Origin of the sequence: Thioalkalivibrio sp. ALE20 (genome assembly GCF_000381405.1) — a bacterium.
Lineage (GTDB): Bacteria > Pseudomonadota > Gammaproteobacteria > Ectothiorhodospirales > Ectothiorhodospiraceae > Thioalkalivibrio.
On the sequence record NZ_KB906480.1, the window covers coordinates 13,994 to 38,966 of the forward strand.

Annotated in this window: 21 protein-coding genes; 3 read left to right on the forward strand and 18 right to left on the reverse strand. The window is 67.5% G+C overall.

Annotated features, from left to right (window positions below; all coding sequences use genetic code 11):
• Positions 1-13: 13 nt before the first annotated feature.
• From trpA to leuC, 10 genes are all read right to left on the reverse strand, one after another.
• The gene (gene trpA, locus F790_RS0111940) at positions 14-847 is read right to left on the reverse strand and encodes a tryptophan synthase subunit alpha (RefSeq protein ID WP_018870832.1); all 834 of its coding nucleotides are present in this window, start codon (positions 845-847) and stop codon (positions 14-16) included.
• Entirely contained in the window at positions 844-2,055 is a 1,212-nt protein-coding gene (gene trpB, locus F790_RS0111945; RefSeq protein ID WP_018870831.1) for a tryptophan synthase subunit beta, read from the reverse strand. The genes trpA and trpB overlap by 4 nt, the downstream gene beginning before the upstream one ends.
• Complete coding sequence (locus F790_RS0111950) at positions 2,048-2,683, reverse strand: phosphoribosylanthranilate isomerase (protein WP_019591800.1); 636 nt, start codon at positions 2,681-2,683, stop codon at positions 2,048-2,050. Before F790_RS0111950 ends, trpB begins: the two co-directional genes overlap by 8 nt.
• A gap of 57 nt (positions 2,684-2,740) precedes the next feature.
• Positions 2,741-3,568, reverse strand: a complete 828-nt coding sequence (truA, locus tag F790_RS0111955; protein WP_026300863.1) for a tRNA pseudouridine(38-40) synthase TruA — start codon at positions 3,566-3,568, stop codon at positions 2,741-2,743.
• Between the two features lie 37 nt (positions 3,569-3,605).
• Positions 3,606-4,280: a hypothetical protein gene (locus F790_RS0111960; RefSeq protein WP_019591801.1), complete on the reverse strand. Its 675-nt coding sequence runs from the start codon at positions 4,278-4,280 to the stop codon at positions 3,606-3,608.
• Positions 4,281-4,369: 89 nt separating this feature from the next.
• Positions 4,370-6,853, reverse strand: a complete 2,484-nt coding sequence (locus F790_RS0111965) for a FimV/HubP family polar landmark protein (RefSeq protein WP_019591802.1) — start codon at positions 6,851-6,853, stop codon at positions 4,370-4,372.
• 155 nt (positions 6,854-7,008) lie between these two features.
• Entirely contained in the window at positions 7,009-8,034 is a 1,026-nt protein-coding gene (locus F790_RS0111970) for an aspartate-semialdehyde dehydrogenase (RefSeq protein WP_018870826.1), read from the reverse strand.
• Between the two features lie 30 nt (positions 8,035-8,064).
• Positions 8,065-9,141: a 3-isopropylmalate dehydrogenase gene (leuB, locus tag F790_RS0111975; protein ID WP_196801927.1), complete on the reverse strand. Its 1,077-nt coding sequence runs from the start codon at positions 9,139-9,141 to the stop codon at positions 8,065-8,067.
• Positions 9,142-9,345: 204 nt separating this feature from the next.
• Positions 9,346-9,984: a 3-isopropylmalate dehydratase small subunit gene (leuD, locus tag F790_RS0111980; RefSeq protein ID WP_019591803.1), complete on the reverse strand. Its 639-nt coding sequence runs from the start codon at positions 9,982-9,984 to the stop codon at positions 9,346-9,348.
• 3 nt (positions 9,985-9,987) lie between these two features.
• A complete protein-coding gene (gene leuC, locus F790_RS0111985; protein ID WP_019570811.1) occupies positions 9,988-11,397 on the reverse strand; it encodes a 3-isopropylmalate dehydratase large subunit in 1,410 nt (469 codons plus the stop codon).
• Between the two features lie 417 nt (positions 11,398-11,814).
• Here leuC and F790_RS0111990 point away from each other — a divergent pair, with 417 nt between their 5' ends.
• Entirely contained in the window at positions 11,815-12,702 is an 888-nt protein-coding gene (locus F790_RS0111990; protein ID WP_019591804.1) for a LysR family transcriptional regulator, read from the forward strand.
• Positions 12,703-12,713: 11 nt separating this feature from the next.
• Here the strand turns inward: F790_RS0111990 and F790_RS0111995 are convergent, their stop codons facing one another.
• From F790_RS0111995 to F790_RS0112010, 4 genes are all read right to left on the reverse strand, one after another.
• Positions 12,714-13,880, reverse strand: a complete 1,167-nt coding sequence (locus F790_RS0111995; protein ID WP_019591805.1) for a GGDEF domain-containing protein — start codon at positions 13,878-13,880, stop codon at positions 12,714-12,716.
• 92 nt (positions 13,881-13,972) lie between these two features.
• Positions 13,973-15,208: an organoarsenical effux MFS transporter ArsJ gene (gene arsJ, locus F790_RS0112000; RefSeq protein WP_019591806.1), complete on the reverse strand. Its 1,236-nt coding sequence runs from the start codon at positions 15,206-15,208 to the stop codon at positions 13,973-13,975.
• Positions 15,209-15,596: 388 nt separating this feature from the next.
• Entirely contained in the window at positions 15,597-16,121 is a 525-nt protein-coding gene (locus F790_RS0112005) for a DUF302 domain-containing protein (protein WP_019022240.1), read from the reverse strand.
• Between the two features lie 174 nt (positions 16,122-16,295).
• On the reverse strand, positions 16,296-17,996 hold the full coding sequence (locus F790_RS0112010) for a 2-isopropylmalate synthase (RefSeq protein WP_019591807.1): 1,701 nt from the start codon (positions 17,994-17,996) through the stop codon (positions 16,296-16,298).
• A 154-nt stretch (positions 17,997-18,150) separates the two neighbouring features.
• On the opposite strand from F790_RS0112010, the gene F790_RS0112015 reads away from it, so the two are divergent.
• On the forward strand, positions 18,151-18,642 hold the full coding sequence (locus F790_RS0112015; RefSeq protein ID WP_019022242.1) for an Lrp/AsnC family transcriptional regulator: 492 nt from the start codon (positions 18,151-18,153) through the stop codon (positions 18,640-18,642).
• A gap of 12 nt (positions 18,643-18,654) precedes the next feature.
• Here the strand turns inward: F790_RS0112015 and F790_RS0112020 are convergent, their stop codons facing one another.
• Positions 18,655-19,158 (reverse strand): DUF1249 domain-containing protein, encoded by a 504-nt coding sequence (locus F790_RS0112020; protein WP_018871210.1) that lies wholly within the window; start codon positions 19,156-19,158, stop codon positions 18,655-18,657.
• A 115-nt stretch (positions 19,159-19,273) separates the two neighbouring features.
• Between F790_RS0112020 and F790_RS0112025 the strand changes: the two genes are divergently transcribed.
• A complete protein-coding gene (locus tag F790_RS0112025; protein ID WP_019591808.1) occupies positions 19,274-20,908 on the forward strand; it encodes an alpha-D-glucose phosphate-specific phosphoglucomutase in 1,635 nt (544 codons plus the stop codon).
• Positions 20,909-20,942: 34 nt separating this feature from the next.
• Here the strand turns inward: F790_RS0112025 and F790_RS0112030 are convergent, their stop codons facing one another.
• The 3 genes from F790_RS0112030 to flgK all read right to left on the reverse strand — a co-directional run bounded on the left by F790_RS0112030 (position 20,943) and on the right by flgK (position 24,935).
• Positions 20,943-21,641, reverse strand: a complete 699-nt coding sequence (locus tag F790_RS0112030) for a hypothetical protein (RefSeq protein ID WP_019591809.1) — start codon at positions 21,639-21,641, stop codon at positions 20,943-20,945.
• Positions 21,642-21,695: 54 nt separating this feature from the next.
• Entirely contained in the window at positions 21,696-22,943 is a 1,248-nt protein-coding gene (gene flgL / locus F790_RS0112035; protein WP_019591810.1) for a flagellar hook-associated protein FlgL, read from the reverse strand.
• Positions 22,944-23,009: 66 nt separating this feature from the next.
• Positions 23,010-24,935, reverse strand: coding sequence for a flagellar hook-associated protein FlgK (flgK, locus tag F790_RS0112040; RefSeq protein WP_019591811.1), 1,926 nt, complete (start codon positions 24,933-24,935; stop codon positions 23,010-23,012).
• Positions 24,936-24,973: the final 38 nt, after the last annotated feature.

Consider the following 24,973-nt stretch of genomic DNA (forward strand, 5'->3'; position numbering starts at 1 on the left):
CAAAACGCGCATTCTACACCGAGCCGGCGGCACTCGTGGAGCGTGCCGCATCCATCGCGCGACGCATCTCACCGAGTTTGTCCGCCGCCGCACGGATGAAGCCCGCCGAATCCCCCGGATGGGCCTCCGCCAGGCTGACCAGCGCACTGCCAACCACCACCGCGTCGGCCACCCGCGCCACGGCCGCCGCGGATTCCGCATCGCGGATCCCGAAGCCTACGCCCAGGGGCAGATCGGTGTATTGGCGGATCGCGTCGAGACGTTCATTCAGTGCCGAGGGGTCCAGACTCTGCGAACCGGTCACGCCCTTGAGCGAAACGTAGTAAACGAACCCGCGTGCCGCACGCGCCAGGTGACCGATCCGTTCGCTGGAGGTTGTCGGGGCCACCAGGAAGATCGGATCGATCCCCGCCCGGTCGAGCAGCCCGGTCACCTCGTCGCATTCCTCCGGCGGCAGGTCCACCGTCAGCAGACCGTCCAGCCCGGCCGCCGCGGCCTCGGTGGCGAAGGTCTCGAAACCCATGCGCTCGACCGGGTTCAGATAGCCCATCAGCACCACCGGCGTATCCGCGTCGCGTTCGCGGAACTGACGCACCATCTCCAGCACGTCGCGCAGCCCGGTGCCATGCTGCAGAGCCCGTTCGTGCGCGCGCTGGATCACCGGCCCGTCGGCCATCGGGTCGGAAAACGGGACCCCCAGCTCGACCAGGTCCGCGCCGGCCTCCACCAGCGCATGCATCAGGTCGACCGTGGCGCCCGGTTCCGGGTCGCCGGCGGTGATATAGGGCACCAGGGCCGCACGCCCGGCCCCACGGCATTGTTCGAAGCGTTGCTGGATGCGGCTCACAGCGTAATCCCCTCGCGGTCGGCCACGGTGGCGAGATCCTTGTCGCCACGGCCGGACAGGTTGACGATGATGCTCTGGTCCGGGCGCATGGTGGGCGCCAGATCGAGCACGTGCGCGATCGCATGGCTGGTTTCCAGCGCCGGGATGATGCCCTCGGTGCGGGTCAGTCGATGGAAGCCGGCCAGGGCCTGATCGTCGGTCACCGACACGTAGCTCGCCCGGCCGATGTCCTTCAGCCACGCATGCTCCGGCCCCACGCCGGGGTAGTCCAGCCCGGCCGAGATGGAGTGCGTGCCGATGATCTGGCCGTTGTCGTCTTCCATCAGGTAGGTGCGGTTGCCGTGCAGCACGCCGGGGCGCCCGGCGCCCAGCGGCGCGGAATGGCGCCCGGTATCCACGCCCTCGCCGCCGGCTTCGACGCCGACCATCTCCACGGACTCATCCGCAAGAAACGGATGGAACAGTCCGATGGCATTGGAACCGCCACCCACGCAGGCCACCAGAGTGTCGGGCAGGCGACCGGTCGCTTCCACGTGCTGCTCGCGAGCCTCGCGTCCGATCACCGCCTGGAAGTCGCGGACCATCGCCGGATACGGGTGCGGACCGGCGACCGTGCCGATGATGTAGAAGGTGTCGTCGACGTTGGTGACCCAGTCGCGCATCGCCTCGTTGAGGGCATCCTTCAGGGTGCGGGTCCCGGAGGTCACCGGCACCACCTCGGCGCCCAGCAGACGCATGCGGTACACATTGGGGGCCTGACGGCGAGTATCTTCCTCGCCCATGTAGATCACGCACTCCAGGCCCAGGCGAGCCGCGACGGTGGCGGTGGCCACGCCGTGCTGCCCGGCCCCGGTCTCGGCGATGATGCGCTTCTTGCCGAGATGCCGCGCCAGCAGTGCCTGGCCGATGGTGTTGTTCACCTTGTGCGCGCCGGTATGGTTGAGATCCTCGCGCTTGAGGTAGATCTGCGCGCCGCCCAGCTCGCGCGACAGCCGCTCCGCGTGATAGAGCGGATTCGGCCGCCCCACGAACTGCCGCAGATCGCGATCCAGCTCGGCCAGAAATGCCGGGTCCTTCATGTAACGTTCGTACACGCCCTGCAGTTCGTCCAGCGCCCCCATCAGGGTCTCCGACACGAACCGCCCGCCATACACGCCGAAATGCCCGCGGGCATCCGGGAACGCCCCCCAGTCGATCGCTTCACTCATTCAGTGTCACCTCGTTGCGTCGCACCGCGCGCACGAAGGCGCGCATGCGTTCCGGTTCCTTGATCCCGGGTGCGGACTCCACCCCGGAACTCACGTCGACCCCCCAGGGCCGCGTTACGTTCAATGCCGTCTGTACCGACTCGGGATCCAGACCGCCGGCCAGCAGCCACGGCCGTGGCAGATCGGCCGGAATCCGCGACCAGTCGAAGCGGTGACCGGTTCCGCCGGTACGCCCGCCACCGTGGCTGTCAAGCAGGAACCCGCGTGCCTGCGGGTGCGCGTCCATCGCCCGGCGCGGATCCGCATCGCCGGCCATCGCGACCGCCTTCAGATACGGCCGGCCGAACCGCATACAGTCCGCCGCCTCCTCGTTCCCGTGGAACTGCAGGCAGTCCAGCGGCACGACGTCCAGGACCTCCTCCACCCGCCGGGGATCCGGATCCACGAACAGACCCACGGCACTCACCAGCGGCGGCAGCGCCGCGGCAATCCCTGCGGCCTGCTCCGCGCCCACGCAACGCCGACTGGCCGGGTGAAACACCAGGCCCACGGCATCGGCCCCGGCCTCGGCCGCCGCGCGCGCCTGTTCCGGGGTCGTGACCCCGCAGATCTTGATCCGATAACGCATTGGCCAAGCCTACCAGAACGCGCCGGATTCCCGCGGATACCCTGCCCGGGATCACCCTTACACACTGGCCGGCACCGGTCCCAGAACCGGTGCCTCCTGATCCGGCAGCGCAAACTCCGGCGGGTATTCCACCTGCACGAAGTACAGCCCCCCGGCCGGCGCCGTGATCCCCGACTGGCGTCGATCCCGCGCCGCCAGCACCTCACGGGGCCACTCCAGCTCCGCGCGGCCGTCGCCCACCGCCAGCAGTACGCCCGCGATGTTGCGCACCATATGATGCAGAAACGCATTGGCATGCACGTCCACCAGCACGTACTCACCGCGCCGCCGGACCGTCACTTCGTGCACGCGACGCACCGGCGACTTCGCCTGACAGGCCGCCGCGCGCAGACTGGTGAAATCCTGCTCGCCGACAAAATGCCGCGCCGCCTCCTGCATCCGCGCGACATCCAGCGGCCGCCGCCACCAGGCCACGCGGCCCGCCTCCAGACCCGGCCGCACGGGTCGGTTCGCGATCACGTAGCGATACCGGCGGGAACGCGCCGCGAAACGGGCATGGAACGCCGGTGCGACTGGCTGCGCCCAGCGAATCGCAATCGAATCCGGCAGGTTGGTGTTGCCCCCCAGGATCCAGGCATGGGCCTCACGCCGGCTCGCGGTGTCGAAATGCACCACCTGAGCCGTGGCATGCACCCCCGCATCGGTTCTTCCGGCGCAGGTCAGCTCCAGCGGGTGATTCGCGACGAAGCTCAGCGCCTTCTCCAGCTTCTCCTGCACGCTGGGCCCGTCCTTCTGCCGCTGCCAGCCCAGCCACGGCGTACCGTCGTATTCGACCCCGGCCGCCCAGCGCTGCAAGCCCGCCTCCGGTTCCCTTGTCTCGCCCATCCGCTGCCCGTACTCCCCGTCTTTCCTCGGTGCCGGTTCATCCCGTCACCCAACCGCCCCACTGCAACCCCAGTGCGACCATTCCCACCAGCGCCATCCAGCCGGTCTCCACTCCGCGCCAGCGATCCTCGCGCACCGGCATCGGGGAGCCCGGAACGGACTGTTCCCGTTCGGCCGGATCCAGGGCCGCGTCCAGCCGCTGCACCAGCCATTCACGCACCGCATCCACCCTCGCCCTGCGGTCCCCCGACAGCCGGCCCCGCCGAGCTTCGATTCCGGCCCGGTCGCGTTCGAACGCCTCCAGCGCCAGGAACAGCCGGCGCGCGAAAGAGTGTCCGGCCCCCAGCGCTGAACCCCGCCGACCGCCCAGCACGCTGCCCAGGGCCGGCACCAGTTCCGTGCGCGCGTACCGATCCGTCAGCCAGACCACGGCCAGCACCACCAGCATCAGCGCCACGATCCGCGTAGCTGCCTCCAGCAGCCCCGCCGCGGTGCCTCCATCCACGGGCCACAGCCCGAAGAACAGGGCCAGCGACAGGTAGAACCACTTCATGCGCCACCACATGCGCAACGCACGCTCCCACGGGAACGCCCGCAGCCCCGGGGCCAGCAGCAGAGCCGGCACCGTCACGGAGACAGCCACCGGGGATGCCGTCAGCACGGCCCCCGACAAGAGCAGAACGGCCCCCAGGGCCCCGATCGCCGGTTGCATGACCACCTCCCCAACGCGAAAAGGGGCCCGCAGGCCCCTCTCGCCGGTACGGTCCGGACCGCGGGCGAACCCGCCGACCGGCCACCCCGTCAGGCGTCTTTCAGTTGGTCCTGGATCGCCCGGGCCCGCTCTTTCTCTTCATCCGACCCGGAGGCCATGATCTCGTCGATCAGATCCTGCGCGCCTTCCTGATCACCCATGTCCGCATAGGCCTGGGCCAGGTTCAGCCGGGTCTCGTTATCGTCTTCGCCTTCGGCCGCCGGAGCTGCGGAATCCAGCGCCGCCGGTTCGTCTGCTTCGGCGGACGCAACCGGTGGCTCGTCGCCGCCGGCTTCGTCGCCCAGCAGTTCGTCCAGATCCATGGACGGGACATCGCTGCCGGCATCGCCGCCGGCAGGCTGACTGTCATCGGCAGAGGGCAGATCCGATTCCTCGATATCAAAGGACAGATTGTCGAGGTCGTCGAGATCCCCCGCCGCATCCACGGCTTCCGAACCCTGACTGGCAGCGGCCAGCTCTTCGTCGAGCCCGGTATCGGCCTCGAAATCCATACCGGAATCGAGCTCACCGGCCGCCTTTTCCGGCGCCGCCGGCTCGCCCGCACCCGAGCCCTCCTGTTCCTCGGCAAAACCCGACAGGTCAAACTCCCCGGGTTCGTCGGCCGAATCGCTGGCTGCGGTATCCGCGGACGGCGTACCCGAGGCCGCAGAACCGTCGCCCGATCCGGCTTCCAGGTCCGCGAGTTTCTCGCGGATCTCGCCGTCTTCCGGACCCAGGCGTTCACGCAGGCTGGCGGCGGCCTGGCGCATCTCGGAGTCGCGCTCCTGAGCCGCGAAGGCTTCCACCAGCTTCAGGCGGTACTGGAGATTATCGGGCTCGTCGTCGATGGCCGAGGACAGGGTATCGACGGCCTGATCGTTCATGCCGTAGGCAAGGCAGACATCCACCTCGGCCAGCACGTCGTCGGCACTCATACCCCCGGTTTCCGACGCCCCGCTTTCACCAGCCGGGGTCGGCTCGCCCACCGCTTCTTCCGCCTGGCTCATGCCCGCATCGTCCCCGTCGCCCGGGCGCGCGGGCGTGGCCGGGGCCTCGTCCTGCGGTTCCGTACCGGTGCCACCGGCCGAGGCGGCAACGGCGCCTCCAGCAGCCCCCCCCGTGGCACCCGCCACCGCGGCGCCCGAAACGGACGGCTCGGACGCCTCCTCGCGGGCCTCGTAACCGCTGCGCGGATCCGGGGTCGCCTTGACGCCGGAGTTGTCCACCCGGGCATTGCGGTCGCCACCCGGGCCACCCGGGCCGCCACCACGACCGCCGCGGGCAAATGCCAGCAGAACCAGCACCAGCAGCACCACCAGAGCGATGGCCATCATCATGAGCAGCGGATCGTTCATGATCCGCTGGTGCAGCGGAGCGTCACGTTCGGCCTCGGCCTCTTCCATGCGCGCCCGCAGTTCCGCCCGCTCGTCCTGCAGCTCCGCGAGCTGGGCTTCCAGCGTGGCCAGTTCCTCGCTGGCGATCTCGGCCACCTGTTCGCGATCCTGCAGGGATTCGCGCATGCGTGCGATTTCTTCCTGCATTTCGTCCATTTCGGCGCGCTGCGAGATCAGGGCCTCCTGAACGACTTCGGGCGATTCGGCGATCAGCGCCGCTTCCTCACCTTCCGGCAGCACGTCGGTGACGATTTCGAGACGATCATCCACTGCGTCCGCATCGTCTTCGGCCGCCACGGCTTCGTCATCTTCGCGTTCGGCTTCCTCTTCACGGACTTCTTCGGGATCTTCCTCGGGCTCGTCCCTGGCCTCTTCCTCGACGGCTTCCTCGGCCACGTCCGGATCCGTCTCCTCGGTCACTTCTTCTTCGGTAACCTCGGGCTCGGGTTCCGGTTCGGGGCGCGTACGCGCCTGCCAGGCTTCGGTCTGACGCTGGATTTCTTCACGCGCCCCGGCGGCGTCGACCGCTTCCAGCGTCGCACGGTCCGGCGTGCGCAGTTCCGCGTCGGCACGCAGTGCATTGACGTTGCCATCGATAAAGGCATCGGGATTTTCCCGCAGGAACGCAAGCATGGCCTGCTCGTTGCTGACCCCGCTCAGCCCTGCCCGCTGCACGATCGCATACAGCGTGTCACCGGAGCGTACGCGATAGGTATCCTGCGGGGCCGCGCGGTCATCATCGGGCGCGGCCGCGGTGGTGCGTGCCGCCGCACGATCATCCGGAAGCGTGCCCGGAGGATCCAGCAGCAGGTTGATTTCACGGTAACTGCGCCCCCCGTCCCAGCGGGCTTCGAGAAGGACCCCGATGTAGGGCTCGCGCACGGGCTCGCGGGTGCGCAGGACGACTTCGCGATCCTGCCCTTCGCCACGGAGTTCAACCCGCAGGTCCCCCGGCACGCGGCCCCGGTCCAGTCCCGCACGGCGGTACCGCTCTTCGGAGGCCTGACGCACCTGCAGCGATTCATCGGTCGCCGCGCCTCCGCGCAGCGCCACCCGGACATCCAGCGCCTGGTTCAACGTGGACCGGATCTGGGGATCGCCCAGCCCCACGGAGCTGGAAGAGGCCGGCGCGACCAGCAAAAGAATGATTAGCCCGAATAGTAACTTGCGCACGAACGTCCCCCTGTGTGTGCGTGGTTGCTGTCCGGGGCCGCCCGTGTCTCTGCCGACACGGGCTGTTGCCCGGCCCCTTGAACAATGAGGCTACCAGATCCCCGGCATATTGTGGGATTTAATCACAGGTAATCGCGGATCAAAACCTCGGCGATCTGGATCGTGTTCAAGGCTGCGCCCTTGCGCACATTATCGGAGACCACCCACATATCCAGCCCGCGGGGATGCGAGATGTCCTCGCGGATACGGCCGACGTAAACCGCATCGGTGCCACTGCTTTCGGTCACGGCGGTCGGGTACCCTCCGTCCTCGTGGCGATCCAGCACCTCGATGCCCGGTGCGGCCGCCAGCAATTCGCGCGCGCGTTCGGCCGAGATCTTCTCGCGGGTTTCGATGTGCAGCGCTTCGGAATGCCCGTAGAACACCGGGATGCGCACCGCCGTGGGATTCATCTGGATGGACTCGTCGCCCATGATCTTGCGGGTCTCCCAGACCATCTTCATCTCTTCCTTGGTGTAGCCGTTGTCCTGGAAGACATCGATATGCGGCAGCGCGTTGAACGCGATCTGCTTGGGGTAGACGCTGCATTCCACCGGGCGACCGTTCAGCAGTGCCGCAGTCTGGTGCGCCAGCTCCTCGATCGCGTCCTTGCCGGTACCGGAAACCGCCTGATAGGTGGCCACGTTCACGCGTTCCACGCCTACCGCATCATGCAGCGGCTTGAGCGCGACCAGCATCTGGATGGTGGAGCAGTTGGGATTGGCGATGATCCCGTGGCGCTCGTAGTCGCCTACCGCATCCGGATTGACCTCCGGGATCACCAGCGGGATCTCGGGGTCATAACGGAACTGCGAGGTGTTGTCGATCACCACGCATCCGGCCGCGGCCGCCTTCGGCGCGTATTCCTTCGACACCGATGCTCCCGGCGAGAACAGCCCGATATCCACCTGCGAGAAATCGAACTGCGCGAGGTCTTCCACGATCAGTTCGCGGTTCCCGTAGGAGACGGTGCTGCCGGCCGAGCGTTCACTGGCCAGGGCATGCACACGGTCCAGCGGCAGGTCACGCTCGGCCAGGATGGAGAGCAGGGTCTCGCCGACGGCACCGGTGGCGCCGACGACGGCCACGTTGAACTTGCGATCACTCATGTCGGGGTCCTGTAACGTTGAGAAAGGGTGTCAGGCGTCGTCCAGCGCAGCCACCAGCGCATCGCCCATGCCCTGGGTCGATACCAGCTGCATGCCGTCGCCATGGATGTCCGGGGTGCGCAGGCCCTGATCGAGCACCCGGCCCACCGCGGCTTCCAGGCGTTCCGCAAGATCGTTCCGGTTCAGGCTGTGCCGCAGCATCATGGCAATCGACAGCACCGTCGCCATCGGATTGGCCTTGCCCTGCCCGGCAATGTCCGGCGCGGAGCCATGGATCGGTTCGTACAGACCCACGCCCTCGCTGTTCAGCGAGGCGGACGGCAGCATGCCGATGGAGCCGGTCAGCATCGCGGCCGCATCCGACAGGATGTCACCGAACATGTTACTGGTCACCATCACGTCGAACTGCTTCGGATCGCGCACCAGCTGCATGGCCGCGTTATCCACGTACATGTGCGACAGCTCGACCTCGGGGAACTCCTGCCCGACGCGCTCGACCACCTCGCGCCACAACTCGGAGACCTCCAGCACGTTGGCCTTGTCCACCGAGCACAGGCGCTTGTTGCGTTTCATCGCGGCCTCGAAGCCGACCCGCGCGATGCGCTCGATCTCGGACTCGCTGTAGCCGGCGGTATTGAAGCCGTAGCGTTCGCCGTCACGCTGCTCGATTCCGCGCGGCTGGCTGAAATAGATCCCGCCGGTCAGTTCGCGCACGATCAGCAGATCCAGCCCGCTCACCACCTCGGGCTTGAGGGTGGAGGCCGAAGCCAGCTGCGGGTAGAGGATCGCCGGGCGCAGATTGGCGAACAGCTCGAGATCGGAACGGATCCCCAGCAGGCCGCGCTCGGGGCGCAGGTCACGTTCCAGGGATTCGTACTGCGGGCCGCCGACCGCACCGAGCAGGATCGCATCGGCGCGGCGCGCCTGCTCCCGCGTCGCCTCGGGATAGGGGTGGCCCGCCGCATCATGCGCGGCGCCCCCGATCAGACCCTGTTCGATCTCCAGTTCGAGGCCGCCGATCTCGGCGACGCGTTCCAGCACTTTCAGCGCCTCGGCCACAATCTCGGGCCCGATCCCGTCACCGGGCAATACCAGAATTCGGCTCACAAACCTCTCCCAAGCAACTGTTAGTTTTTACTTGTATGCCCCCAATGGCACCGTCATTGCGAGGAGCCGCAGGCGACGAAGCAATCTCCGTCCGGAACCACCGGATCCACGTGCCGGCGATCTGCCAGCTTCCGGAGGTTGCCACGGCCCCTTTCGGGGCCTCGCAATGACGGGTTCGGCCCCGGCGCCCGGTCGGCCAGGCCGTTATTCCACCATCCACGGGCGTTCCTGCCGCAGGTGTTCTTCATAGGCACGAATATCGTCCGCGAACTGCAGGGTCAGGGCAATGTCGTCCAGCCCGTTCAGCAGGCGGTGGCGCCGGTCCTCGTCGAGCGTGAAACGAAACACCGTACCGTCCGGCGCCGTTACGGTCATCTCTTCCAGGTTGACCTCCACCTGCGCACCCGGATTCGCCTCCACCTGCTCGAACAGGCTCTGCACCTCGTCCTCGGCCAGCACCACCGGCAGCAGCCCGTTCTTGCAGCTGTTGGAGAAGAAGATGTCGGCGAACGACGGCGCGATCACCGCGCGAAAGCCGAAATCGGTCAGCGCCCACACCGCGTGCTCGCGCGAGGAGCCGCAGCCGAAGTTCTTGCGCGCCAGCAGAATAGTCGCCCGGTCATACGGCGGCCGGTTGAGCACGAAGTCGGGGTTCGGCCGGCGCTGCGAGTGGTCCATGCCCGGCTCGCCCGGGTCCAGGTAGCGCCAGTCGTCGAACGCGTTGGGGCCGAAGCCGGTGCGCTTCACCGACTTCAGGTACTGCTTGGGGATGATCGCGTCGGTATCGACATTGGAGCGATCCAGCGGCGCGACGATCCCCTTGTGCACGGTAAAGGCCTGCATCGCTCAGCCCTCCAGCTTCGACGGTTCGATGAAATGCCCGGCGACGGCCGCCGCGGCCGCCAGCGCGGGGCTGACCAGGTGGGTACGCCCGCCCTGCCCCTGGCGGCCCTCGAAGTTGCGATTCGAGGTCGAGGCGCAGCGCTCGCCCGGCTCCAGCCGGTCGGCGTTCATCGCCAGACACATCGAGCAGCCCGGCTCGCGCCACTCGAAGCCGGCATCCAGGAAGATCCGGTCCAGCCCTTCCTGTTCCGCCTGCTGTTTCACCAGCCCGGAGCCCGGCACCACCATTGCCAGCTTGATGTTGTCGGCCTTCCTGCGACCCTTCACCACCTCGGCGGCGGCGCGCAGGTCCTCGATGCGCGAGTTGGTGCAGGAGCCGATGAACACCTTGTCCGGGCGGATCTCGGTGATCGGCGTGCCCGGCTTCAGGTCCATGTATTCCAGGGCGCGCTGCATGCCTTCGGCGCGCACCGCATCGGACTCGGCCGCCGGATCCGGCACCCGGCCATCGATCGGCGCGACCATCTCCGGCGAGGTGCCCCAGCTCACCTGCGGGGCAATCTCGGCCGCGTCGAGCTCCACCACCGCGTCGAACTCGGCATCCGGATCGGAAACCAGCGTACGCCAGTACTCGGCGGCCCGCTCGAACATCTCGCCGGTCGGCGCCTGCGGCTTGTTGCGCACGTACTCGATGGTCTTCTCGTCCACCGCGACCATGCCCGCGCGGGCCCCGGCCTCGATGGACATGTTGCAGATGCTCATGCGGCCCTCGATCGACAGGCTGCGGATCGCCGAGCCGGCGAACTCGATCGCGTAGCCGGTGCCGCCCGCGGTGCCGATACGGCCGATGATCGCCAGCACGATATCCTTGGCGGTCACGCCCGGGCGCAGCTCGCCCTCCACGCGGATCTGCATGGCCTTCGTCTTTTTCTGCCACAGGCACTGGGTGGCCAGCACGTGTTCCACCTCGGAGGTGCCGATACCGAAGGCCAGCGCGCCCAGCGCGCCGTGAGTAGAGGTATGCGAGTCGCCGCAGACCACGGTCATGCCCGGCAGGGTCGCGCCCTGCTCCGGCCCGATCACGTGCACGATGCCCTGGCGCACGTCGGCCATCGGGAAGAACTTCAGCCCGAAGCCGGACACGTTGCTCTCCAGCGTCTCCACCTGAGTGCGCGAGACCGGATCCTCGATCCCGGCATCGCGGTTGGTGGTGGGCACGTTGTGGTCCGGCACCGCCAGCACGGAATCCCCGCGCCACGGCTTGCGCCCGGCCAGGCGCAGACCCTCGAAGGCCTGCGGACTGGTCACCTCGTGCACCAGGTGGCGGTCGATGTAGAGCAGCGTCGAGCCGTCCGGCTCTTCGCGCACCACATGCGCCTCCCACAACTTGTCGTACAGGGTCTTGCCTGCCATTTCTCACTCCCGCGGCCGCGCCGCGTTCTGTCGTTCTTGCGCCCCACCGCCGGCGATCCACCGGCGCCATAAAGGCCCGCCCTTGCACAGCGCCCCAACACGCACCGTCATTGCGAGGAGCCGAAGGCGACGCGGCAACCTCCGAAAGCTGGCAGAGCGCCAGTGTCCGGTCCCGGTGGTTCCGGACGGAGGTTGCCACGGCCCCTGCGGGGCCTCGCAATGACGGTGCCACTGGCCACGCGGCGCAATGACGTCATTTCAGGACAACCGTTTAAGCAGAGTCTGCGGCCGCTCTTCTATTCTTTCAAATCCGATTTCTTATCCGTATCATTCCATACAGTTATCAATCGGCGGCAGACGAGCCGGATTCCGCCATCGAATCGGCCATTATCGCACGCGGCCCCCGGAGAGACAGGCATGCGCCCGGAGCAACTGAGTGTTGAGTCCCTGCAGGCCTTCGTCGCGGTGGTCGACACGGGTGCGTTCTCCGCGGCAGCCGAACGTCTGCACCTGACGCAACCAGCGATCAGCAAGCGCATCCACTCACTCGAGACCACCCTGGAACGCCCCCTGTTCGAACGTCGGGGACGCCGCGTGCGCCCGACCGAAGTCGCCGAACGCCTGCTGCCCGAGGCCCGCGAGATCCTCGCCCGGCTGCGGGCGATCGAGCAGCAGATCGCGGATCTGGACACCGTGGTACGCGGTCGCATCCGCCTGACCACCTCCCATCACATCGCGCTGCACCGCCTGCCCGACCCGCTGGCCGCGCTGCGCGGGCGCTACCCGGAACTCGAACTCGAGCTGGCATTCATGGACTCCGAGGCGGGTATCCAGGCCGTGCTGCACGGCGACGCCGATCTGGCCCTCGCCACGCTGCCCGAGTCGCTGCCCGACGGAATCGAGGCCCGGACCGTGTGGACCGACGAACTGGTGCCCATGATCGCCCGCACGCAGGCTGTCCGAGCGCCCGGCGACACCCTCACGCGCCTGCGGGACTGGCCGGCCATCCTTCCCCCGGCGGATTCCACCACCCGTCGGCGGATCGAACAGGCCCTGGCCACGACGGAGCTGCGCCCGGCCGCCGCCCAGGAGAGTCCCTATCTGGAGGTGATCCGCATGATGATCGCCGCGGGTCTCGGCATCGGCTTCCTGCCACGCGACATGGCCACCGACGATCTCGCGGTGCTCGACTGGCCGGGGCCCCCGGTTGTCCGTTCCCTCGGCTGGGTACGCTACGCCGGACGCTACCGCTCGCGTGCCCTACAGGCCGTCATCGAGGAACTGGAAGGCGCGACGCAGACCTGAATTCTCGCCGCTCAGGCGGCGTCGTCGGCCTGCACGCGCACACAGTTGCGCCCTTCGGCCTTGGCTTCGTACATACCCAGGTCCGCCCGGGCCAGAACGGCATCGATCGATTCCTCCGGCATCCAGGCGGCCACCCCCACGCTCGCGGTCATGCGCACCACCGCATTCCCGCTCTGTACGCAAAGGGCCTCGACCTCGGAACGCAGGCCCTGCGCGCGCTTCTCCGCCCGTTCCAGCGGCACGCCGGGCAGCAGCACCCCGAACTCCTCCCCGCCCAGTCGGGCCAGGGTCTCGCCGGGCTTCAGGGCATCGCCCAGCACCCGCGCCACCCGACGCAGGACCTCGTCACCGACGGCATGACCGTGGCGATCGTTCACACCCTTGAAGTGGTCCAGATCCAGCAGCACGACCGTCAGCGGCTCCTCCTCCAGACGCGTGCGATGGCGGGCCGCCTCGGCGGCATCGAAGAATCCGCGCCGGTTGGCCACGCCGGTCAGCGGATCCGTGGTGGACATCCGCACCAGCCGGTCCATGGCCGCAAACTGCCAGTGGCGCAATGTATCTTCGCGATGCGCGATGGCCAGCAGCGCAAGCAGCACGAAGGAGACAAACAGCCCCGCCAGTCGGGCCTCCGCTTCCTCGGCGCCGGCAGCACTGCCAAGCACCACGCCCCAAGTGGCCAGCAACAGCACCACGGTGAGTCCCCAGCGCCAGCGACCGGTGTTCGGCAGCAACAGCACGAACACCACCCCGACAAACGCGAACTGGCTGACGTCCAGCGCCGGATTCGAGTGTTCCAGTCCATAGACAAAGGTCAGCGCGAGGGTCAGAAGCGTCACGCCAATGCCGGTCAGCGGGGCGACGGTGAGCAAGCGTTCCGGCCAGCGCCAGACACTCACCGCCGCCGCCACGAGCATCACCGCGAAGATCCCTCGCAGCCCCAGCGCGAGCGAAAGCCATTCGGCCTCCAGGCGCGACAGATCCAGCGAGACCAGCGCCCCCAGCATGGCCAGTATCAGCGCGAGGACTACCAGGAACGTCCCCCGCATCCCGCGCGAACGCTCGCTGCGAAAACGTCCTTCCAGCTCCCGGTCCGGGAACTCGGCCGTCCACGGGGAAGGGCGCGGCAGCGACACCGGGAGACCGCCATACGGCATGTAGCTGGGACGATCGGCCACCCGCTTCCCCTTCGAATGGATATTGACAGTGCAGGATCCCACGACAGCTGTGAGCGTACCAGAGGCATACCGTGACCGGCACGGGGATTCGCTCAGGCGTGCAGGGCCTCGCGCGGCAGCGCCGAGGAGATCATCCAGGCGGCAAAGACAAACAGCGTGGAAGCCACCAGCGCCCCCTCCAGCCCCCAGAGCATGAAGATCGCGCCGGAGGCGACGGTTCCGACCAGACGCCCCCCGGCATTGGCCATGTAGTAGAAGCCGACCTTCATCGCGACCCGGTCGGCCTCGGCGTAGTCGAGGATCAGGAACGAGTGCACGGCAGAGTTGATGGCGAACACCACGCCGAACACGCCCAGCCCGACCATCAGCACCCAGGCCGGATCCAGGCCCGTCTCCAGGCCGATCACGATGCCGATGGGCAGCAGCATCAGGATGAAGGCCCAGAGCCGCGCGGTCATCCCGGTCGGGTGCAGCCCGCCCCGGCCCAGCAGGCGCGGCACCGAGGCCTGCACGATCCCGTAACCGATCACCCACAGTGCCAGAAACGCCCCCACCTGCATGTGGTTCCAGTCCAGCGTCGCGCTCAGGAACACCGGCAGGGCGACCACGAACCAGACATCGCGCGCGCCAAACAGGAAAAAGCGCGCGGCCGAGAGCACGTTGATCGCGGTGGAGTTCGAGAACATCCGGGTGAACTTCGGCTTGCCGCCGACCTTGCCAAGGCCACGCGGCAGCCCGACCACCGAGAACAGCATCACCACGGCGAGCATCCCGGCCAGGACCACCAGCGCCATCTGGAATCCGACCGAGTACAGCAGCGCCCCACCGACGAAGAAACCGACCCCCTTCAGTGCGTTCTTGGAGCCGGTGAGCACCGCGACCCAGCGAAACAGACGCCCTTCGCCGTCGCCGGCGACCAGCTTCACGCCGGATTTCGCGCTCATCTTGTTCAGGTCCTTGGCGATCCCCGACAGGGCCTGCGCGAACATCACGTACGCCACGCCCAGCCACGCCTCGGGCACCGTGAGCATCAACAGCGCGGCGACCTGCAATAGCGTCCCGCCGATCATCGTGGTGTTCACCCCCAGCCGCGCGGCCAGCCAGCCGCCCGTCAGATTGGTGACCACCCCGAACAGCTCGTAGAACAGGAACAGGAAGGCGATCTCCAGCGGGCTGTAGCCCAGCTGGTGGAAGAACAGCACGACCAGCATGCGGATTGCGCCATCGGTGATGGTGAACGCCCAGTAGTTCGCGGTGATGCGCGCGTAGGCGCCCACGCCGAGGACCGGCGAAGCGTCAGGATCCGGACCAGGGAAACGCTGATTCATGTACACGCTCGCGCTCGAGTCGCTTTTGCGTGCGGACAAGGCGCGGTGACCGCCGTGCAGTCATTCTGCACAAGGGAGCCGCAACGCCGTGCGCGCGCCCGTTTTCGATAACAACGGGCGGCCGAGCCCCTGCATTCAATAACTTGTGGGGGTTGGCACCCCGGGTTCCCCGATCCTGCGTTGCGGCCCTTGCCGGTAGAACCACTACCGGCTGCGCACCGCGCCTTGTCTCGGAAAACCCGGGGTGCCAACGCAAGCGTGTACATGGATCAGTGTTTCCCTGGGAGCCGCCTTGCTCATCGCGGCGGGGAGTGTAGAGAAAAAGCATGAACGCCACATTACGCCACGGCGGGGCAACGCGCACCCCGCCGTGGCCGTCGACTCATGCTCAGAAATCGCCGGTGCGGCCGGCTTCGACGATGCTGTAGATGGTGTCTCTCACCTCGCGCGCGACCTCTTCCAGATCCTCGGGCAGATCCGTGGCATGCAGCATCATGTCCATGTTGGTGGTCACGATCCAGCCCTGGCCCTCGTCGTCCTCCACCACCGCGATGCGACACGGCAGGAAACTGGCGAAGATGATGTCGTGCTGCACCATTTGATTGGCGATCAGGGCATCACAGAACGCCAGTATGCGCATGTAGTTGCCCTCGCCGCCCATGGCCGTCACCTGCTCGGAAAGCGGCAGGTTCGCCACTTCCTGAAAGTTGCGCAGATTGGCCCGCAACTGCATCGACTCCACCGCCTCCTCGACGCTCACCCCGTCCTCGATCCGGAACACCTCGGCGCTGTGCCGCACCATCTGCTGAAGCGTTTCGCGATCGAGCTCCGGTTCCTGCGTCGCATCCGGTGGCGAAGCCATCAGGCCGGGAGTCCAGCCCAGCAGCAGCAAAAACAGAATCCACCGTTTCATGTTCCACCTCCCGCCGTTGCGCGGCCCTCGGCCGCTTCATCGAAGGTAGACCACTCACCGGAACACAGGCGCCAGATCACCAAAAAACCCCGTGCCGCTCGTGCGACACGGGGTCCGCCATGAAGCCCCTGCGACCGCGGCGCCACGATCGCTCGGGCCGTCTGCGCCGGGCGGTCAGGCGCTGGCCGCGGCCATCACCGCATCCGGTATGCGCGGGGCCTCGTTGCCCAGGCGCCGGCCGGCGGCGTTCAGGACCGCCTGCAGGGTCGCGGCGGTGGTGTCCTCGCCCAGGGCCACGCCCACCGAGCGCTCGCCGTCCACCGAGACATCCACCGCGGCCATCGCGCGCGCCTCGGTCCCGGCCTCCACCGCGTGCTCGTCGAAATGACTGACGCGCACCTCCACGCTGCGGCTGGCGTGCAGCGCCTCGGCCAGCGCCTCGACCGCGCCGTGACCGGCCCCGTTCAGGCGGGTCTCCTGTCCGGGCGGGCCCACGGTGGCATCCAGGCGCACCACCGGCCCTTCCTTCTCCATTTCGTAGCGCACCAGATCCCAGCCCGGCACCGGCGCCAGGTAGTGCTTCTCGAACAGCTCGTGGATGCGCTGCGAGGTCACTTCCTCGCCGGAAGTCTCGGCGTCCTGCTGCACGATGCGGGCGAACTCCACCGCCAGCCAGCGCGGCAGCTCGATGCCGTAGTCGCGCTCCAGCACGTGGGTCACCCCGCCCTTGCCGGACTGCGAGTTGATGCGCACCACCTCTTCGTAGCGCCGCCCCAGGTCGCCCGGGTCGATCGGCAGGTAGGGCACGTTCCAGTGGCCGCCATGCTCGCGGTAATGCGCCAGACCCTTGCGGATCGCGTCCTGATGGCTGCCGGAGAACGCGGTGTACACCAGCTCGCCCGCCCAGGGATGGCGCGGATGGATCGGCATGTCGGTGCATTCCTTGTACACCTCCATCAACCGCTCCATGTCGGACAGGTCGATGGTCGGGTCGATGCCCTGCGAATACAGGTTCATGCCGACGGTGACCAGGTCCATGTTGCCGGTGCGCTCGCCATTGCCGAACAGCGTGCCCTCCAGCCGGTCGGCCCCGGCCAGCAGACCCAGCTCGGCCGCGGCCACGCCGGTGCCGCGATCGTTATGCGTGTGCAGCGACACGCAGATATGTTCGCGGTGCTGCACGTGATCGCAGAACCATTCCACCTGGTCGGCGAACACGTTGGGCGTGGCCGACTCCACCGTGGCCGGCAGGTTGATGACCACCTTCTGGCCCTGATCCGGACGCCAGATCGCCGTCACCGCGTCGACCACCTCGACGGCGTAGTCCAGCTCGGTGGTGGAGAAGCTCTCCGGCGAGTACTGGAAGATCCAGTCGGTCTGCGGGTACTTCGCCGCATAGTCGCGCACCCAGCGCGCGCCGTTCTCGGCGATGCCGCGGATGCCGTCGCGGTCCATGCGGAAGACCTGCTCGCGCTGCGCCGGGTTGGTGGAGTTGTACACGTGCACCACCGCGCGCGGCGCGCCCTCCAGCGCCTCGAAGGTGCGGGCGATCAGGTCCTCGCGCGCCTGCGTCAGCACCTGCACGTACACGCCCTCGGGGATGCGCTGCTCGTCCACCAGCCGGCGGGTGAAGTCGAAGTCGATCTGCGAGGCGGCCGGAAAGCCGATCTCGATCTCCTTGAGCCCGATGTCCACGAGCACCTCGAAGAAGCGCATCTTCTGCTCCACGCTCATCGGGTGCACCAGCGCCTGGTTGCCGTCGCGCAGGTCCACCGCGCAGAAACGCGGGGCCGCGGTCGTGCGGCGCGCGGGCCAGCGCCGGTCCGACTTGTCGATCGGCGGGAAGGGGGCGTACTTGGTGTGATCGAAGCTCATGACGATCTGTCTCCTGATACGGATGCTTACGGCTTTCCTGTTGGGACAACAGAATAACGCAGAGTTCGCCGCAGGGAATTGCGAATTACCCCCATGCCGCTTCTTTTTCGCCACGGGATTGCGCCGGATGACGCTTGCGCGCAAGATTCGGCTCATGGAAAACGAACTGCACCGCCTCGATCGCTACGACCGCCGCATCCTCGAGATCCTGCAGGAGGACGCCGGCATCTCCAACCAGGCGCTGGCCGAGCGCGTGGGGCTCAGTCCCTCGCCCTGCCTGCGCCGGGTGCGCGCGCTGGAGAATGCGGGGATCATCCTGCAGCGCGTGGCCCTGCTGGACCGGCGGCGTCTGGGGCTGGAACTGACCGCGCTGATCCATATCGGCATGGATCGGCACACCCCGGAACGTTTCGCCCATTTCGAGGAAACGGTCGCCACCTACCCCGAGGTGCAACGCTGCTACCTGATCACCGGCCAGGCGGCCGACTACATGCTGCAGGTGGTGGTCCCGGACATGGATGCCTATCAGGAATTCCTGCTGCGGCGCATCACCAGGCTGGAGGGGGTGGACAGCGTGCACTCCAGCTTCGTGCTGCGCCGGGTGCTGGACCGCACCGCGCTGCCGCTGGACTATTCCCCGGGATGACCCGGGCGGCGCTCAGACCTCCGGGGTCTCGCCACTGACCGGCGCGGCCGGGGCCGCCGAGCCGTCGGCCACGAAACGATGCCCCTGACGCAGGCAGTAGCGCAGCCACTTGTACAGGAAACGGTTGTGCCGCCAGCGACACCCCAGGCCCGGCTGGCCCGCGAGGGTATCGATCATGCGGTCTTCCCCGGTGCTGCGGCAGTAGCGCCCCAGCACCTCGGCCTGGCGGGCGTCGTGGAACATGCGCACCCGCACGTCCGGCTGCTCGCGCACCCGGTCGCCTTCGCCGAAGCGGTAGGTCAGGCGCAGCGTAGTGGTATAACGGGTGCGCTCCAGCACCTCCAGATGGAGATCGAGGGCCCCGTCCACGCGCGAGACGGCCCGTCCGCCCACGGCGGCGGGATCGGGACACAGGCGGCGCAACTGCAGATAGTTGTCCTCGTAGAGCTCCATCAACGCGGCGAAGGTCACCGGCCGCGGCTGGAGATACGCGGGGGTACGGCTGTCCAGCAACATGGTGGCGAAGTCTAACAGCCCTGCGCCGGCACCGTCCGGCGACCCCGTGCCCGGGGCGGACACCCCCGGAGGTTTCTGCTAACGTCGGAACAAAGCCAAGGGAGCAGCGGACCACATGGACATCAGCGTCGTCACCACCCATCCGTTCGAAGACCAGAAACCCGGCACCTCCGGCCTGCGCAAGCGCGTCGCCCGCTTCCGTCAGCCGCATTACCTGGAGAACTTCGTCCAGGCCGTATTCGACAGCCAGCCCGCGCTGGAAGGGGCCGAACTGGTGCTGGGCGGGGACGGCCGTTTCCACAACCGCGAGGCGATCCAGACCATCCTGCGCATGGCCGCCGCCAACGGCGTCGGCCGGGTGGTGGTCGGGCGCGGCGGGCTGCTGTCCACGCCGGCCGCCAGCCACCTCATCCGCAGCCGCGGTGCCACCGGGGCCCTGATCCTGTCCGCCTCGCACAACCCCGGGGGACCGGAAGGCGACTTCGGCATCAAGTTCAACACCGCAGCGGGCGGACCGGCTCCGCCCGCGGTCACCGACGCCATCCACGCCCGCAGCCAGGCCATCACCCACTACCGCATCCTGAAGGAAGCGGTGCACGTGGATCTGGATCATCTGCAGGCGACCACCCTGAACGGCATGGACGTGGAGGTGGTCGATCCGGTCGCCGCCTACGCGGATCTGATGGACGAGCTGTTCGATTTCCACGCCATTCGCGAGCTGCTGGCCGGCGACTTCCGACTGCGCTTCGATGCCATGCACGCGGTGACCGGCCCGTATGCGGAAACCCTGCTCGTGGACCGCCTGGGGGCGGCCCCGGAAAGCATCCTGCGGGCAGAACCACTGGGCGATTTCGGCGGCGGACACCCCGACCCCAACCTGGCCCACGCGCGCCAGCTGCGCGAGGCGATGTTCGGCCGCGACGCCCCGGACTTCGGTGCCGCCTCCGACGGCGACGGGGACCGCAACCTGATCCTCGGGCGGCATTTCTTTGTCACCCCGTCGGACAGTCTCGCCATCATGGCGGCCAACGCCCACCACATCCCTGCCTTTGCCGATGGCCTGCGCGGGGTGGCGCGCAGCATGCCCACCAGCCAGGCGGTGGACACCGTGGCCGAGGCCCTGGGCATCCCCTGCTACGAGACGCCCACCGGCTGGAAGTTCTTCGGCAACCTGCTGAATGACGGGCGCATCCGCCTGTGCGGCGAGGAGAGCTTCGGCACCAGTTCCGACCACGTGCGCGAGAAGGACGGCCTGTGGGCGGTCCTGTTCTGGCTCAACCTGCTCGCCGTGCGCCGGCAGTCGGTGGAGACCATCGTGCGCGAGCACTGGGAGCGTTTCGGCCGGCACTACTACACCCGGCACGATTACGAGGGGATCCGCAGCGAACACGCCGAGGCGGTGATGGATCGCGTGCGCGACCGGCTGGCCACCCTGCCGGGGCAATCGTTCGCCGGACAGACGGTGCGCACGGCCGACGACTTCGCCTACACCGACCCGGTGGACGGATCGGTGGCCGAAGGTCAGGGCCTGCGGGTGATGTTCGAGAGCGGTGCGCGCATCGTCTTCCGGCTGTCGGGCACCGGCACCGAGGGGGCAACGCTGCGGCTGTACATCGAACAGCACGAGACCGCCCCGGAGCGGCTCGGCCTGGATCCTCAGGAAGTGCTGCGGCCGCTGATCGACGCCGCCGGCGAACTGGGCGATATCCCCGGGCTGACCGGACGCCGGAGCCCCGACGTCATCACCTGACCCTTCAGGGCCTGATTCGTCCGGGCCGGAAGGGTCAGGGGGCGAGCTGCAGGGTCATCACCCCCTCATCGACCTCCACCGACTCGATCCCGGCGCCCAGTCCCCGGAACGGTTCCAGAGCCAGCAGGTCCTCGCCCTTCAGCCCGCCCAGCCAGGCATCCGGCAGCGGGATCCCGGCCACGCTCACCCCGACCAGGCGCGCACGCACGCCTTCGTCTTCGGTGGTCTCGAAATGCACGCCGGAATTGACGTTCAGTGTGCGCCCGCCCAGCAGCGGTACGTCCGCGGGGACATCCACGCGCACGCGCGTGCTGACCTGCCCCGGCGTCAGCCGCACCGACACCCGGTTGGCCAGGTCCGGATCACGGGCGATCAGGGCGTTGAGTTCGCGCTCGGAGAACGAGATGCGCCGGGCAGCCGGCTCTTCTTCATAGAGTTCGGGCACCAGCGGTTCGGCATCGGGATCGTCCAGGTCCACGATGGCCTCGCCGCGATCCGCATCCGGGCGCGGCCGCGCCGGTTCACGCGTACGTTCCAGGGCCTGCAGCTTCTCGTCCAGCGCCTCCTGCTCCACAACATCCAGTTCCACGGACTTCGGCTCGCCGGACTGCAACTGCACCCAGCCCCAGAAGCCCGCCCAGATGATCGCCAGGCCGAGCAGGATCAGAAGATAGCGCGGCGGGCGGCCGGTGGAGCCGGCCACACCCTTGCCGGAGGAATCACGTTGAGCCATGTCAGGGATCTCGAGGAAGGTCCGCCGGCATCATCGGCCCGGGCTCGCGGCGCGTCAAATGAAATCGAACAGCGACAGCCGGCTGGTCTCGCTGTAGGTCTGCTGCGCGGCCTGCAGCGCCACCTGCTGCTGGTTGAAGCGGCTGATGGCCTCGGCATAGTCCAGATCGCGGATCTCCGAAACGGCGGTCTCCAGATCCAGCAGCCGGTCCTCATTGAGCTCGGTCTGGTCGTCCATGGTCTTCAGCCGCGAGCCCAGGTCGGCCCGGACCTCGTTGAAGTTTTCCAGCGCCGCATCCATGTCGGCCAGGGCCGTATTGGTGGCGGTGGCCAGGTTGGCCCGGTTCTCCCGCGTACCGGTGCCGTCCTCCAGCGCGGCGATGATGTCATCCAGCGTGGAGAAAATGTCCTTGTTTTCGGCCGGACGCGAAACCACCTCGTCGCCGTCGACCGGATCCCCGCTGATCGTCACCGAGCGACCGGCAAAATCGATGGACTCTCCCGGGACGAAGGGCTGATTCTCCAGGAGCGGCTCTCCCTCCGGTTCACCATCCTCATCCTTCTCTTGCACTGTGTAGGTGGTCTCGCCACTATCGACCGAGAACTCGATGGCGAACTTCTTATCGCTGTTGTCCTTCTGCTCGGAGACATCGTAGATCTCCACCTTGTCGATCACCAGGGAACTGCCCTCGCCGCGCTCCTCGACTTCAGCGGTAGCCCGACCGTCGTTTTCGGGGATGTTCATGAACACATCCGCGCCGGTGTCGCCGATCGGCACCGAACGGGTCGGCGAGATCTCGACCTCACGCACGCTGCCGGTGCCCTCGGCACCCTCATAGTGGACCGTCCCCTCGCCATCCTGCTTGAACGGCTGCTCCAGCGAATTGGTCCCGGCAAAGATGTACTCGCCGTTGGGATCGCGGGTATTGGCGATCTCGAACAGTTCGTCGCGCAGCTGGCGCAGCTCGTTCGCCTGGTAGCGCCGGGTCTCGTCGGTCTGGCTGTCGTTGTTGCCGGCGATGACCAGCTCGCGCGCCCGCTGCAGGGCATCGGTTCCCGACTGCATCAGGGATTCCTGCTGCTGTAGCCGCGGCTGGGTATTGTCGATGTTGCGCTGGTACTGCTCGGTGGCCTTGATGATCCGCTCGAACTGGTTGGTCTGGGTCGCCCCGCTCGGATCATCGGAGGGCGTCAGGATGCGCTCCCCCGAGCCCAGCTGCAGCGACGTGCGGTTGAGTTCCGCCTGATTGCGCTGGATCTGGTCGATTCCGGTCTGGAAGATCTGGGTCGTCGATACACGCATCGTTTCATCCCCGGATGCCGTGGCATCCCGTCCGCTTCTTGTCATTGCTGCCCGCGTGCGGGGGCATCAGCCACGCACCGCGCCCAGCAGGCTGTCGAACAGGCTGTTGCCGATCTGGATCACCTGCGCCGACGCCTGATAGGCCTGCTGATAACGCAGCAGGTCGGCCGCCTCCTCGTCCAGGTTCACGCCGGACACCGCCTCGCGCTGCTCGCGCGCCTGATCGAGCTGGGCACTGGCCGATTCCTCCGCCACCTGCGCCTGACGGGTCTGCGTGCCGACGCTGGCGATCAGGCTGTTGTAGGCGTCGCCGAAATTGCGCCGCCCCTCGACGATGTCCTCCTCGGCCAGCGCGTTCATCGCCTGCATGTTGCGGTTGTCACCCTCGCGGTTCTCGTTGGTGAACACCTGGAACGTATCGCCATCTTCCGGGGATCCGCGGACCTCCATCTCCCAGCCGTCGCCGCTGACCCGGTACACCCCGTCGTCCAGCAGCTCGGTGTCGATTTCATCGTCATCCGCCCGTGTAAATGTGCCAGGTTCGTCGTCAGACGGCGGGGCTTCGTAGGTCAGCGTCAGCCCGTCTTCGTCGGCACCGGCGAAATCTTCGTCGAATGCCTCGGAATCCGGATCCGTAGCCGCGATCGAGCTCACCGTGGCATCACCCTGATTCTCGTCGCCCTCCCGGGCCCGCAGGGCCGCTGCGGCGGCGAGCTCGTCGCCGTCCTGCATCAGGACTTCCATCTGGCTGGCGCCGCTGCGGGTCGGCTGGATCAACCATTCACCCGTGTCATCCAGATCACTGACATCGATTTCGAGCCCCTCCACCTGGTGGACGCCATCTGCCGAATCCAGGCTGTCTACGACGGAGTTATCCGAGACACGCCGCACCTGATATTCCCCGCCTCCCTGGGGAAGCAAACGATAGCCGTCGGTGGTCAGGGCCGAGGCATCGGCGATGCTCACCTCGGGATTGGCTTCCGGCTTTGGGTCCCCAACACCCCACACCTGTGGCTCGCCCAGTGAGAAGATCGGCCCGCCCTGCTCGCCGTTGAGGTCCAGACCCAGCTGGTTCTGCTGGTTGAAGCTGTCACCCAGGGAATGGGCGATCTGGCCGAGGGTGTTCTGGGCCTCGTCGATCAGGCCACCGCGCGTCTCCAGCAGGGCCCCCAGCTCGCCGCCCTGGATGAACCGCGAGATACTGGCGGTGCCGTCGCCGCTGGGCACGCCGATATCCAGCTGGTCGGGGGCCCCTGACAGCGGCTCGGCGCGCAGCTCCCGTGCATCTCCGCCCAATACCAGGGACTGGCCATTGCCGACGAACACGTTCAGCGCGCCGTCATCCTGCTCCACGGTGCGCACGTCCACCTTTTCCGCCAGTTCATTGACCAGGCGGTCGCGCTGGTCGAGCAGATCGTTGGGTGATCCCTGGGTGGAGCCGGAGACGATGGCACGGTTCACGTCGGCCACCGACTCGGCCAGGTCGTTGACCTCCTGCACCCCGGTCTTGATCTGGTTGTTGACGATGTCGCGCTGCTCCTGCAGGCGGCTGTCGATGGAGCCGAGGCGTTCGACCAGCGATTCCGCCTCGGTGCGGAACACCTCACGCGCGGCGCTGGAAGTCGGGTCGCTGCTGACGTCCTGGGCCGCGGCGAAGAAGCTCTGCAGCACCGGCTGCAGCCCCGAGGCCTCGTCCGCCAGCAGGTTGTCGATGCGGTTGGCGATCTGCACCCGGGTCTCGGCGCCGGCGGCGGCGGTAGTCGCATCAGTGAGCTGCCGGTTCACGAATTCGTCGGAGATCCGGCGAATGTTGTCGACCTGCACCCCCTGCCCCTGGAAGTTGCCGCCCAGGAACTGCGGCGGCCGGTTCGCCAGGGAGGTCGACTGCCGGGAGTAGCCTTCGGTGGAGGCATTGGCGATGTTGTTGCTGGTGGTGCTGATCGCCCGCTGATAGGCGAGCAGCCCGGACGTCCCGATGTTGAGGGAACTCATGACGCCATCCTCCGTGGCCGGTGGGAACCCTGTTGTAC

What these genes read in the sequence shown, in the direction of transcription:
- trpB (WP_018870831.1), bottom strand. Translation starts at nt 2,055, where the DNA reads ATGAGTGAAGCGATCGACTGGGGGGCGTTCCCGGATGCCCGCGGGCAT.
- F790_RS0111950 (WP_019591800.1), bottom strand. Translation starts at nt 2,683, where the DNA reads ATGCGTTATCGGATCAAGATCTGCGGGGTCACGACCCCGGAACAGGCG.
- truA (WP_026300863.1), bottom strand. Translation starts at nt 3,568, where the DNA reads ATGGGCGAGACAAGGGAACCGGAGGCGGGCTTGCAGCGCTGGGCGGCC.
- F790_RS0111960 (WP_019591801.1), bottom strand. Translation starts at nt 4,280, where the DNA reads ATGCAACCGGCGATCGGGGCCCTGGGGGCCGTTCTGCTCTTGTCGGGG.
- F790_RS0111970 (WP_018870826.1), bottom strand. Translation starts at nt 8,034, where the DNA reads ATGAGTGATCGCAAGTTCAACGTGGCCGTCGTCGGCGCCACCGGTGCC.
- leuD (WP_019591803.1), bottom strand. Translation starts at nt 9,984, where the DNA reads ATGCAGGCCTTTACCGTGCACAAGGGGATCGTCGCGCCGCTGGATCGC.
- leuC (WP_019570811.1), bottom strand. Translation starts at nt 11,397, where the DNA reads ATGGCAGGCAAGACCCTGTACGACAAGTTGTGGGAGGCGCATGTGGTG.
- F790_RS0111990 (WP_019591804.1), top strand. Translation starts at nt 11,815, where the DNA reads ATGCGCCCGGAGCAACTGAGTGTTGAGTCCCTGCAGGCCTTCGTCGCG.
- arsJ (WP_019591806.1), bottom strand. Translation starts at nt 15,208, where the DNA reads ATGAATCAGCGTTTCCCTGGTCCGGATCCTGACGCTTCGCCGGTCCTC.
- F790_RS0112005 (WP_019022240.1), bottom strand. Translation starts at nt 16,121, where the DNA reads ATGAAACGGTGGATTCTGTTTTTGCTGCTGCTGGGCTGGACTCCCGGC.
- F790_RS0112010 (WP_019591807.1), bottom strand. Translation starts at nt 17,996, where the DNA reads ATGAGCTTCGATCACACCAAGTACGCCCCCTTCCCGCCGATCGACAAG.
- F790_RS0112015 (WP_019022242.1), top strand. Translation starts at nt 18,151, where the DNA reads ATGGAAAACGAACTGCACCGCCTCGATCGCTACGACCGCCGCATCCTC.
- F790_RS0112020 (WP_018871210.1), bottom strand. Translation starts at nt 19,158, where the DNA reads ATGTTGCTGGACAGCCGTACCCCCGCGTATCTCCAGCCGCGGCCGGTG.
- F790_RS0112025 (WP_019591808.1), top strand. Translation starts at nt 19,274, where the DNA reads ATGGACATCAGCGTCGTCACCACCCATCCGTTCGAAGACCAGAAACCC.
- F790_RS0112030 (WP_019591809.1), bottom strand. Translation starts at nt 21,641, where the DNA reads ATGGCTCAACGTGATTCCTCCGGCAAGGGTGTGGCCGGCTCCACCGGC.
- flgL (WP_019591810.1), bottom strand. Translation starts at nt 22,943, where the DNA reads ATGCGTGTATCGACGACCCAGATCTTCCAGACCGGAATCGACCAGATC.
- flgK (WP_019591811.1), bottom strand. Translation starts at nt 24,935, where the DNA reads ATGAGTTCCCTCAACATCGGGACGTCCGGGCTGCTCGCCTATCAGCGG.